Source organism: Citrobacter sp. Cf072, from assembly GCF_030334485.1.
Taxonomy (GTDB): domain Bacteria; phylum Pseudomonadota; class Gammaproteobacteria; order Enterobacterales; family Enterobacteriaceae; genus Citrobacter; species Citrobacter freundii.
In genome coordinates, this window is sequence record NZ_JAOWDX010000045.1 from 847,226 (window position 1) to 859,764 (window position 12,539).

The following is a 12,539-nucleotide window of genomic DNA, read 5'->3' on the forward strand; positions in this document are numbered from 1 at the left end:
CCTGGCTTAATAACACGATATCGGGACGTTATTGACCGCGTTAGTACCGCCGTAATCATCTACCCAGTTAAAGTCGATGTGGCTAACTTTTTGCTGCGACAGCGTAAACGTGCGTTCGCCATGAGGATTAACCATATCGGCATCAACGTTTTGGCCGTTAATATGCAATTGCGTCAGAGAAATATGTAACGGTGTCGGATTAACGGCACGCAGAGTATTTCCGTGACATTGCCACTGTAATTTCTCAACCGCTTCAGGTAGCGTCATATTCAACCCCGCAGGGCGATAAAAGAGTTTGATGCGAATTCGTTGCGCCAGTTGTAAGGTATTTTCCTCGTTTTCAATGGTGGGGATTTCCTGCACGTTAATCCACAATACCGATTCAACATCCTGGGGAAACCCGTTGCCCTGGTAAATCGCCCGCAACACGGCGGATTTATGGCCGTCGAGTTTCAGGATCGGCGGGGTAATTATCATTGGCAGATTGGCCGGCGTCTCATCCGGATTACCCTTATCCAGCCATGTCTGTACCATATATGGCTTGTCTGTATTATTGTTGACGTCAAACATCGCTGCTTTATCGTTCTCATTATAAATAACGCGTGTTTGACCCAAATTAATCGCGCTGTGTGCGGTGCTAACCACGCACAGCAACAGATAAAAGAAGACTTTATTCATCAGGTGCACTTTCCAGATTCAGGGAACAGTGCCATCCATAGCAATCAACGTCCGTTATTTATAAATGACGGTGTAATTCATATCCGCAGTAATTGTGCCTGCCGCAGGCAGCGTTGCGCCTATTTGCTGATATTTGGCGACCAAATCAATATGTGCATCGCCGTTTTGGTTCGGTGTCAATGACACTTCATTCTGACTAGCGGAGAAATCGAGGGCTTTACCTGAGTTACCTTTATTGTCCACTTCAATGCCGACATCGGTGGCTGCTCCTGTTGTACGAGTTGCTTCCAACAATGTGGTATTACTGCCAGGATTTTTACCGGTAAAGACCACCACATAGCTGTGTGCTCCCGTTGCGCCACTACAGCCGGTGAATTGCAACGTAAACTGAGTATCGCCGGTGGTAGAGCCTGCGCCGCCAAATAACTGGTTGGTGACTTGCGGTAATACGACGTTTGTATTTGTTGGATTGGCGGTGTTCACTACGCAGGTGCTGGCAACAATTTCACCGGTAAAATGGACCGTCGCGGTGGCTTTAGAACCTGCTCCCGCGGTGGTGGCGTAATTAGTACTTCCTGCCGCGCCAACATTAGCCGCAAACAAAGCAACCAGCGCGGTGCAGGTGAGTGTAATTTTCTTCATCATAACTCCGTTAAATTTATTATTTACCCAGAAGAGTACTTGTCAGAGGCGCAGATTCAGCCGGAGTACATCAATGTCAAAAAATGATGCAGGACTTCATTTAAAAGAAACGATTAACGTTTGTAAATTGCTCAACAAGTCATCCGCTGCGGATATTATTTATTTGCGAAAAATAAGTAAACATAATTTTTTATGTGTGATGAAAGGGTGTTTCAGTAATCTTTTCAGGTTTTTTAACACGGTGTATACATGATTATAAATAACGTATGGGATTATCGTTGTGGTACATTTAACAAAATATCAATGTTGTCATTTATTCTTTTTGGGTGTTTTGAATGAGCGGGTTGATCTGTGTTGAAATTACTGTTGTTAGATGTATAAGTTCGCAGAATGTTGATATTAGCGAGATGTGATATTCATTTTGGGGTTGAACAGTTACAGTGTGTTTTTTATACCTGTAAAGTCATGTTGGTCATCTTCAGTCATCGGAGTTGCTACAATTATTTAAACTAAATTTTTTGTGCTGAATTTGATTGTTCTTCATTTTTGTACATCAGAATGACGATAATTCTAAGATCCAATCAGTAAGCATCACGCTCACAATAAGCTTGCTAATCATTTTCTTGTTAATATATTCCCGTGTTATTTTTCTAAAGGATATTATATACGCTTATATATGCTACGGATTTCTCGTTGTGGGAAGGCGGCAAGTGAGAGGCTCCCGATGAGCCTACCCCAGTAAGTGACCCGGGTATTCATCATACAATTGCACTTACTATTAGTTCATGAACTGTTATCTGTCAATGCGATTTTTGTTGCAGGTAATTATATTTTCTAATGTGGAAAATAAATCGAGCTTGATTTTAATAGTCAATAAAATCATATTGATGCTGATATCTTGTGAGGTGCTTGTCACAACTTATCATCTTTCTTTTTACATTTGCTGACAATCTACCCTTGTGTTTTTTAAGCTTGTGATATAATTAACTTCATGAAATAAGAAAAAAACAATTAAAGATCAATCGATAATAGGTTGAGATATGCTTAAAAATTCGCTAAAGATTAGCAGTCAAGGATATCCGGTCTTTTTAAAACTGGTCGATTTCATTGTTATCAATGTGGTGTTAATTTTTAGCGCCCATCTGCTGGGTTTGGTGCCCTTTAACACCATTGCGATTTTGAGTCTTCTCTTCTCGATCTTTTTCTTACTGTTTGCTGAATACATTAAAATGTACCAGCAAAAGATTAAGACGATCGGTTTGCGTAATCAAAAACGCCTGGTTTTTTGTACGCTGCTGGCGATTTTTTTTAACGAACTGGTCAGTATGACGGTGGCTGAGCCTGAATCACTCGGCTACTTAGACAGACTGCCTTCACCGTTTTATTCAGCCATTATTTACTGGTACTTCATTCCATTACCTTTTCTATACTATATCCGCTTTTTTCTTTTCAAATACACCGCCAGGAAAAATATTCGCGTTGCTGTGATTGGGCTTACTGAGAACGGTCTGGCGGCGGAAAACGCATTGACCACTGAATATGCCAATATCAAATTAGACCTGGCATTTTATGATGAGCGCAGTCCATCCCGTTGCGGCGATGTGGTGGAGAAAATAAAAAGTCCCTTTCGCGGCTCGGTGAGCAATTTAGTTGAGGAAGCCAGGCAGGGAAATATAGACGAAATCTACATCGCTTTACCGATGGTTGCTTTACACCGAATTCGTCATTTTTTAGCGATGATGTCTGACACCACCGTAGATACCTATATTGTCCCTGACTTTTATACCTATAGTAACAACATGTCCAAGTTACGCTCCATCCACAACCTGCAAACTATCGGTATCTTCAGTTCACCGTTTGAAGGGGCGGGGTCGTTTATTAAGCGGGCGGAAGATCTGGTTCTTGGCAGCATCATTATGGTGATGATTTCCTCCCTGATGCTGGCTATTGCCATTGGTATCAAACTCACGTCCCGCGGGCCGGTGTTTTTCAAACAGGACCGCTATGGTCTTAGCGGGCAAAAAATTAAGGTCTGGAAGTTTCGTTCTATGCGCGTCATGGAGAATTCCGATACGGTTATTCAGGCCACGAAAAACGATCCGCGGGTAACCAAATTCGGGAGCTTTTTACGCCGCACTTCGCTGGATGAACTTCCGCAATTTATTAACGTTTTGCAGGGAAGTATGTCGATTGTCGGTCCCAGACCTCATGCGGTTACGCATAATGAGCAGTACCGCAAACAGGTTGAAAATTACATGATCCGCCATAAAGTTAAGCCTGGGATCACTGGGCTTGCGCAGATCAACGGGTTCCGTGGGGAAATTGATGCGCTTTATAAGATGGAAAAACGGGTTCAGTACGATATTGAGTACATTCAAAACTGGTCGTTATGGCTGGATTTAAAAATTATTATTAAAACTATTTTCAAAGGATTTGTCGGTAAGAATGCATACTAAATTGATAGTGATTACCGGAATCGTGATATCGCAGTCCGCATGGGCTGATTTAACACCGAAATCACACATTGGCTTTGCGGGGATAGACTTCCAGGGCAAGGTTGCTGTGGACTACGGTTATAATGATAACGTCTCTTATCAGCCACATAGCAACGATGCTATCGGTTCCTCATTTCAGAGTGCAGCGCCAGTGCTGAGTATGAGTGGAGAGCGTGGTCAGGATAAGTATTTGCTGATGTACTCCGGGGATTACCGTAACTACTCAAGCGATTCTGCTGATAACTACAACGATCATTTTTTCCGTTTTAACGGTGCCTGGCGTTATGGGCTCAAGCATGGTTTAACCCTTAATCTGGAGGATTCGCTTGGGCATGAATCCCGTGGTCGTGACATCACCGAGGGTTTTCTACCGAGTCAATTTGAGCAATATGGGATTAAATCCCCGCTGACGACAAATTTTATCAATAGTGAATTGCGCTACAGCTACGGTGCGCCTGATGGTCGCGGCAAAGCGGAACTGGCGTTGTTATACAAAAAACTGACTTTCGGTAACACTTCTGATGTTCGGGACAGCAGTGAAGACTTCTACAATTATATTCAGGAACAGGAATGGCATGAAAATAGCCTGATAGCGGAAGTTTTTGACCAATACTCATCCAGAACGCGCTTTCGCTATAGTTTTATTACTAACCAGCGTCGCTATGATAACAACTCAGAAAAAGACACGAATGAGTACTATTTGCTGTATGGCCTGAAGTCGCAGTTGACGGGGAAAACCAATGTCGACATGAATATTTCATGGCTGTATAAAACATTTGAAAACAACGCAAACTCGCATGATTTTAATGGTCTAAACTGGGACATAAAAGCGGAGTGGAAGCCATTACAACAATCTGTTTTCACGGCTCACTCTGCGCAAAGCATTAAAGACCCATCGGAAGTTGGTGGATATATTTTAGTGACCCAGTATGGTCTTTCTTACCAGCATTTCTGGTTAGGCACTCGTTTTTCTACTTTATTGGACTACTCATTCACTTCGGAAGACTATAAAAAACAGAACAAGGATCGACATGATAAAGATGGTGTGTTTAGCGTAACCATGAGCTATGACTATACGCCGTCGGTTAATTTTGAGATTAAATATCAGATAGATACATTAAATTCGAATAGGGATACTGACTCGTTTTATATCGGTCCCAACGACAATCAGGAAGTCATTAGAACGTTGGGTTATGATAATTCTATGATTATGCTTAAAGCTAAGGTTCAGATCTAAAATGAAAATAATAGAACTGTGCGCGGTTTTGCTTTTCAGTATCCTGTTGGTCGGATGCACAACGTCCAGCCCGCGATTAATGGACGATCCTGCTACTGTTCAGCAGGATTACCGACTTGGGGCGGGGGATACGGTCAATATCGCTGTTCATGGTCAACCCGATATGACGATGCGGTTTATTTTGGATAAGAGTGGGGAAATTAATTTCCCGTTTGTTGGTGCTCTTAAATTACAAGATAAAACCGTTGATCAAGTGACAAAAGAATTAACTCAACGCCTGACCGGAGATTATTTTACCACTCCGATGGTGACGGTGAGCATCGCCGAGTTCCGCAAATACTATGTTTCAGGCGAGGTGAAAAGTCCAAATGGCTTCGCCTATGAGCCAGGGCTTACCGTCGAGAAGTCTATTGCGCAGGCGGGTGGGTTTACAGACCGTGCGGACCGTCAAGATATCAACATTCGTCTGTCGGGTAGCAATCAGCTGCTTGAGAATGTCGATTTAACGCACTCTGTTCATCCAGGGGATGTCGTGATTATTGGCATGGGGTTCTTCTAACGATGAAACTATCTATAGTGGAAAACGGCAAAAAACGAGAAAGCAGTGTCGAATTCTCCCGCTTTGCCAAAGAGCTGAAAAAGAACGCCTGGAAAATCGCGCTGGCCGGTATCGTTGCTGGGGTCGTCGCGTATCCATTAATCAGCATGATGTCCTCAAAGTATGTTTCAACGGCGACGGTGCTGATTAAGGCGCAAGCTGATAACGTTTCTCCGTTTCCACAGGTTGATGGTTTCGATTCAACGCGTAGTGGTTACTACGAAACACAATATGCGTTGATGCATTCACGTATTGTGCTGGAGAAAGCCATACGTGATATGAAGCTGGATGAAAACCCGGAGTTTACCGGGGAAAAAGCCGGTGCTCGGGGGGCTGATAGCAATGAAAGTCGGCAACTGAGAATGGAACAAGCGCTGAAAACGCTGGCGAAAAATCTGAATGTCATTGGTATTCGTACGACGAACCTGGCGTCTATTACCTATGAATCAACGTCCCCACAGGTTGCGGCTGACATTGCGAATGGCGTCGCGCAGGCTTTCATCAACTACACGGTGGAGCAGAAGCGTCTGAAAGTGGAGCAAGCTCGTGAACTGAATTTTGAAAAAATGGAAGAGATTCAGAAGTCGATAGCTAAGCAAAAAGACGAGATGGACAACTATCTGAAAAATGCCGGGCTGCTGACCTTCCGTGGAATCGATGGTTTTGAAACCGAGCAGCTAAGTATCGTAACCAATCGCCTGGCCGATGCAACTCAGCGTCGGGTTGCCGCTGAATCCGTCTATAACGAGGTGAACGGGGGAGGTAAGTCCATTGAGAGCGTTATCTCGCTGCCTTCGGTCTCTAATCATGCTCAGATCCAGGATTTGCGCATTGCGTTGATTCAGGCGCAACGAACATTGTCCGAACAGCGTAAAGTCTACGGGCCAAAAAATCCCGCCATTTTAAAAGCAGAGGCCGATGTTCAGTCGATCCAAAACCAGACTGGACGAGTATTGGGTGAGCTGAAAGTCGGTTTACGCCAGCAATATCTGGCGGCGCTGGCGGACGAAAAAAACTATCAACAGCAGGTGACTGAGCAGAAAGAGATCTTCCAGAAAATGGCGTCAAAACGGGATGCCTGGAACAGTCAAAAGCTGTCGTTAGATAAAATGGAAGACCTGTATAAATCGCTTTATCAACGTACTCAAGAGCTGTCTCTGTCCGGCGTGAATGCTGATGCGGTGTTATACGACCCTGCGGTACCCGCCTTAAAACCGGCGAAACCGAATAAATCTTTGCTGTTGCTGATGGTGGTCATGCTGGTGGTGGTGTTCAGTATCATGTATTTCATTGTTAAAGCGGCAATGGATAACTCAATCGGTACCCTCAGTCGCATGAAAAAACGGCTCAATGTTGCTCCGCTGGGTGAAATCCGTCGTTTTAGCGGAACCTCAGGGCGCGCGCAGGTGCGGGACATGATCATGAAGAACCCGCTGAATGCCGATATTGTGCACGGTATCCGTACCCGGATTATGCTGGATAATCGACCTTTACAGACGCTTGCCGTGGCGTCGACGGAGCACGGCGATGGGCGTTCTTTGTTGGCGAATCTGTTAGCTAACTCTTTTAGTTTCGACCAGAAAACACTGCTTATTGATGCGGATTTCTTTAACACTGACGGGCTATCTTCTGAACTGGCGTCGGCAACATCCGCAGGTTTGGCGGAACTGTTGCGCGGGGAGGTTCAGCTTGAACAGGCGCGGATTACGCTCGGTGATCATCTCGATTTTATTCCGCACGGCAAGACAACCATCTCTTCTTTACTGATGCTGTCGTCGGGGCACGTTGAGCCCTTAATGCGTGAACTGAAATCGCACTATCAGCGCATTATTATTGATGTCGCTGCTGTGAATCAGAGTCAGGATGTTCAACTGATTAAACGCGCCGTTGATGGGGTGATTTTCATTGTGAAAGCCGGGACGGGGTCCGCCGGGCAAATCGCCAACGCGCTGGATAAGCTGGAAGAAAATAACGGCGTGGTAATTGGCGCGGTACTTAATGCGGTTGAAGAAAAAGATCTTGAGACGCAAGAAGGTCTGCGTTCACTGAACTTCAGTACCGATCAACTGATGACCACGCCAGGCCGCGTATGAGTCTACTGAAGAGCGCTTCCACGATAGCCGGTTCATCAGTCATCTCGCAGTTGATTGGTGCACTGTCTATTTGGTTGATTTCACACAAGTACGATATGGCTGAGGTGGGGCTTTATGCGCTCAACTACAGTATCGCCGTGGTGGGCGCTCAGGTATGTACCTTTGCATCACAGCTGTTAATTCCTAAACAGCAGGATGACGAACTGGTACAGAATGTTGTGTTTTGCCTGATCCAAAGCACGATCATTGCCTTACCTTACGCCGTGCTCACCGCGTGGCTGTTTCACCAGAACATCCTGTTTCTCTATTTGCTGACGTTGGCAACGGCGTGGGTTTTGATCTCGGAAAACCTGTCGCTACGCACGGCTAACTTTCGTTTTCTGATTTTCCAGCGTATTTCTGTTTCAGTGGTGGTATTACTTTCGGTTCTGGTTACGCATTATGTACAGCTGTTTTATTGGTCGTGGGCCTGCGCGACGATGGTGCTGACCATAAGCTGTATTGTGCATTCGTTTGATATTCGTTCGGTGGCAGCCAGACATCTGCGACCCGCCAGTAATTGGCATTTTTTCAAACAGAATATTCATCACATTACCAAAGTGGGCAGTGCGGAAGTGCTGGCGATGGCCAGCAGCAATTTGCCGATTATGCTGATTAACTTTTGGTTCTCGGCGCTGACGGCGGGTTATTTTTCCGTGGTTAGCCGCTTTTGCCTGGCACCGGTGGTGATCATCGGCAACGCGGTACGCAATACTATTTTTTCCAAGTGGTCTATCGACTTCAGAAATAATACCTTTAACTATCAGGAATATACCAAGGTACGTATGCTATTGCTGGTACTAGGGGTTATCTGTACCCTTGGGGTTTTTATTTTCTATCCGATTGTGATGCGCCTCGGTTTTAGCGAAGACTGGATTAACTCCATTGAGACGTCGCGCTACATGTTGCCCTATTTATTCCCTGCGCTGGCGATAAGCCCTCTGACGGTGATAGAACTTATTTTTGGTTCCCATCGCTATTTTCTGCGTATCCAACTGGAACAGCTGGCGATTGTACTATTCGCTTTTGTCGTGACGCCCTATTTTTATAAAGATTATGCAACGTCGGTCATCTTGTTTTCTTCACTGACATTTATTCGCTACGCCTTCATTTATCTGAAAATGAATAAGCGAGCCAATCTCCTGAAAGACAAGCCGGTGATAATATGACACTGAATACCGGATACTTTTTACAGGTTTATACTTTTGTCACGCTGATCCTGTGTGGCTTGGTGCAATACTTTACCGGTATGCAGTCAGTGCTGTGGATACCTTTTTTCCTCACCTTATTGATGGTGGGATTATTGGTGATGCAGACGCGTGATGGCTCGCTGCAACTGGATGCGCAGGAGACGATTGTTCTGGCGTTGTATTTCTCGTTCCTGGTACTGGCTGGGACATCGACGTTGATTCAGGGCGGGATCACCGTCGCGATTGTGGCATTTAAAAACGAAATTGCATTGTCGCTGGTGATGATCTGTTTGCTGCTAGGGTTTTGCAGGGAGTCGCAGATTTATCGTGTAACACGCTATCTGTACTGGGTTTTTTACGCGCAGATCCCGGTAATGATTTATCAGGTTTTACTGGTCGTTCCTCAGCGCGTTGCGGTGCGCGGCGAAGATGAGAAATGGGACTCCGTGGTTGGCACGTTTGGCGGTGACCCCATGGGGGGCGGGAATACTGCCGCAATGGGGCTGTTTTGCCTGTTAATTATGTTGTTAAAAGTCTCCGAATATAAGCATGGGCTCACCACGTTCAAATCCATGGCGCTGCATATTGTTCTCGGTATCGGGTTATGCATAATTGGTGAAGTGAAGTTTGTCATCCTGCTATCGCCAATATTCCTGGCGTGGGTGTGGCTCTCACCGAGCTACGTCAAAGACGTTAGTAAGGTTAATCTGAAGACGTTATTGGTTATTGTGGCGGGAATGCTGTTGCTCATTAGCCTGTCGATTGTGATCCTCGCGTACTATTATTCTACGGCGTTCGGTGGCGATCCATCGAAAAGCTCGTTAAGTATTTTTATCGACTCCTTAAGCTATATCTTTGATCCAAACTACATTATGTCTACCGGTGAATTAGGGCGCTTTACGACGTTCCTGTTCTGGTTGAAAAATAACGATCTGTGGGGGCTTTCAGGAACGTTATTTGGCTACGGACTCAACGCCACTAACAGTGGTAGTACGGTGTCGCCGGGATTTTTAAATATTATCTACAACTTAATTCTCGACTCGACTTCCCTGAGTATGTTGCTGTGGGAAGTGGGGGCGATTGGTACATTACTCTTTGTTAGCTTATTCATTTATATCCTGAAAGTTTGTCAGCCAAAGCCATTACTGAGACTTGAACAACTGGACCAGCAGGATCTCCAGTTGCTGAGTTTTGCACCGGCGTTTAACGCTTTTGCTATCAGTTGCTTAATTAGCTTACCTTACAGCCAGATACTGATGATTACACCGATGTTACAATTCCTGTTCTATTTATCACTAGGGGCAAGTTTAGTGATTCGTCGAACCGTCCTTCGCTGCGTAGGGTAATTGTATGGACCAAAAACCGTTTATTTCAGTGAGCATTAAAACACTCAATGAATCTAAATGTATTGAGAAGACGATTGACAGCATCCGTAAGCAGCTTATTGACTATCCACATAAAATTATTGTGGCAGATAGTCTCTCAACGGATAACACCCAACAGCTTGCGATCGATAAAGGGGTGACCGTAGTGTCCTTAACTGACCCTGGCGATCGCTGTTGTGGCGTCGGGCACCAGTTAGGTTATCTGTATAGTGAAGGGGAATATCTGTTGTTGATGGACGGCGACATGGAGCTGGAAGAAGGATTTGTGGATCAGGCCGTCGCCTTTTTGCAGGCTGAACCAGAATATGCAGGCGTTGCGGGAACCGTTGAAATGGATGATGCCGTTAACTATGAATTTAAGTCTCGTAAGCAACGCATTAATAAAATATATCCGCTCGGGGATAGTGACCATTTAGGCGGTGGTGGATTATATCGTCGCTCTGCGATTGAGAAAATTGGTTATCTGACTAACCGTAATTTGCACGCGTATGAAGAGGCTGAGCTGGGTCTGCGTTTAATCGAAGCGGGCTATAAACTGCGGCGTCTGGATATTCCTTATTTTATTCATACTTCGCATACCATGCCGACCTTTCAGATGCTCAAGCACCGTTGGAAAAGCGGATACTATCAGGCCCCTGGCGAGCTTTTACGTTGTGCCTGGGGAAAACCTTATTTCGGCAAAGCGTTAAAAATGGTCAGGAACGAGGCGATTTTTTCTGTTTACTTGATTGGCTTGTTCATTGCGGCGGTGACCTTCAATCTTGAACTTTTCGACATTGCATTTCTGCCCTTACTTGCATTTATTGCCCTGAAAACCATACAGAATCGATCGTTATTAAACGGCCTGCAAAGCGTAATGAACCTGGCCGTGCTTTCTGCCGGGCTGGTTAAAGGGTTGACTAAACCAGTACGCGATCCGTTGACTCCACCCAACAGTAAAATCATTCATGAATAACCGGGGCAGGCGCCATGAAAGTATTATTAGTTAACAAGTTTTTTTTCATTAAAGGCGGCGCGGAAACGGTTTATTTTCAAGAGCGCGATATGCTGAAACAGGCCGGAGTGCAGGTTATTGATTTCTCTATGCATCATGATAATAATCTCCCCTCGGACTATGCGGATTATTTCGTCAGCAATGTGGACTACCACAAAGAGAGCAATCTGCTGGGCGGTATCAAAACGGCGGTTAACTTTATTCATAATTCGCAGGCCTGCAAAAAAATGCTGGCGCTATTAGAAAAAGAGCGCCCGGATATTGTCCACTTTCACAACATCTACCATCAGTTAACACCGGCGTTGATTAAAGTTGCGCGTAATTTTGGCAGCAAAACGGTGCTGACTGCGCATGACTATAAGATTGTGTGCCCCTCGTATTCCATGCTGCGCGACGGCAAAGTGTGCGATTCCTGTATTACCGGGACGGTTTTCAATGCCTTCAGGTATCGTTGCCAGGAAGGTTCAGCCTCAAAAAGCTTACTGCTCTCCCTGGAGGCAACCTGGCAGTACATTGCACAAAACTATCAGGCGCTGGATGTGATTATTTCACCGAGTGTTTTTTTACGAGGTATCCTGCTGCGTACGCTGCCAAATTCGCGCATTGATGTCATCGTCAATGGCGTTGATGACAGTCGTCCCCTGGCCGAAGTAAGCGATGAGGGCTATATGCTGTACTTTGGCCGTCTGAGCCGTGAAAAGGGCGTGGCAACGTTGTTGGAAGCGCATAAAAAAATGCAGAACAGCGCGCCGCTGAAAGTTGTGGGGCACGGTCCGTTGCATGATGAATTAGCCGCCAAATACCCTGATGTTGAATTTTTAGGTTATGTGCAACAAGGAGAAGCCCTCGACAAGCTTATTAAGCATGCGCGAGCGGTGATCCTTCCTTCTGAATGCTATGAAAACTGTTCTATGGCGATATTGGAAGCGATGTCTTTAGGCAAGCCGGTTATTGGATCGCGCATTGGCGGCATCCCGGAACAAATTCGTGACGGTATCGAAGGGATTTTATTCGAACCAGGCAATGCGCAGGAGTTGGCAAATGCGATGGACGCCCTGGCTAACTCGCAAGAGAAGGCGCGGAATATGGGCTTACATGGCCGTGCGCGGTTGAGTGAAAAATATGCGCTCAGTAAACATATGGATACCTTACAGGCGTTGTATAAAGAACTGCTGAGCAGGCCATAGA

Annotated in this window: 10 protein-coding genes; 8 read left to right on the forward strand and 2 right to left on the reverse strand. The window is 45.4% G+C overall.

The annotated features are described in order from the left end of the window. Positions 1-6 precede the first annotated feature (6 nt). Positions 7-678 carry a fimbrial biogenesis chaperone gene (locus OGX66_RS16415; protein ID WP_044713295.1) on the reverse strand — a complete coding sequence of 224 codons (672 nt, stop codon included), beginning with the start codon at positions 676-678 and terminating at the stop codon, positions 7-9. A gap of 54 nt (positions 679-732) precedes the next feature. Beyond that, the gene (locus tag OGX66_RS16420) at positions 733-1,320 is read right to left on the reverse strand and encodes a fimbrial protein (RefSeq protein ID WP_003839725.1); all 588 of its coding nucleotides are present in this window, start codon (positions 1,318-1,320) and stop codon (positions 733-735) included. Positions 1,321-2,360: 1,040 nt separating this feature from the next. Between OGX66_RS16420 and OGX66_RS16425 the strand changes: the two genes are divergently transcribed. From OGX66_RS16425 to OGX66_RS16460, 8 genes are read left to right on the forward strand one after another with little or no spacing between them, the layout of a single operon-like run. Next, positions 2,361-3,776: an undecaprenyl-phosphate glucose phosphotransferase gene (locus OGX66_RS16425; RefSeq protein WP_016150853.1), complete on the forward strand. Its 1,416-nt coding sequence runs from the start codon at positions 2,361-2,363 to the stop codon at positions 3,774-3,776. Beyond that, a complete protein-coding gene (locus tag OGX66_RS16430; protein ID WP_016150852.1) occupies positions 3,766-5,052 on the forward strand; it encodes an outer membrane beta-barrel protein in 1,287 nt (428 codons plus the stop codon). Before OGX66_RS16425 ends, OGX66_RS16430 begins: the two co-directional genes overlap by 11 nt. Before the next feature lies 1 nt (position 5,053). Continuing rightward, complete coding sequence (locus tag OGX66_RS16435; protein WP_003037180.1) at positions 5,054-5,611, forward strand: polysaccharide biosynthesis/export family protein; 558 nt, start codon at positions 5,054-5,056, stop codon at positions 5,609-5,611. A gap of 2 nt (positions 5,612-5,613) precedes the next feature. Continuing rightward, a complete protein-coding gene (locus tag OGX66_RS16440; RefSeq protein ID WP_088903137.1) occupies positions 5,614-7,743 on the forward strand; it encodes a GumC family protein in 2,130 nt (709 codons plus the stop codon). Continuing rightward, positions 7,740-8,951 (forward strand): lipopolysaccharide biosynthesis protein, encoded by a 1,212-nt coding sequence (locus tag OGX66_RS16445; RefSeq protein WP_088903138.1) that lies wholly within the window; start codon positions 7,740-7,742, stop codon positions 8,949-8,951. Before OGX66_RS16440 ends, OGX66_RS16445 begins: the two co-directional genes overlap by 4 nt. Further along, entirely contained in the window at positions 8,948-10,318 is a 1,371-nt protein-coding gene (locus OGX66_RS16450; RefSeq protein WP_003037174.1) for a hypothetical protein, read from the forward strand. Before OGX66_RS16445 ends, OGX66_RS16450 begins: the two co-directional genes overlap by 4 nt. Positions 10,319-10,322: 4 nt before the next feature. Then, positions 10,323-11,312, forward strand: coding sequence for a glycosyltransferase family 2 protein (locus tag OGX66_RS16455; RefSeq protein WP_270921902.1), 990 nt, complete (start codon positions 10,323-10,325; stop codon positions 11,310-11,312). 14 nt (positions 11,313-11,326) lie between these two features. Beyond that, complete coding sequence (locus OGX66_RS16460; protein ID WP_044713276.1) at positions 11,327-12,538, forward strand: glycosyltransferase family 4 protein; 1,212 nt, start codon at positions 11,327-11,329, stop codon at positions 12,536-12,538. The last annotated feature ends 1 nt before the right edge of the window (position 12,539 follow it).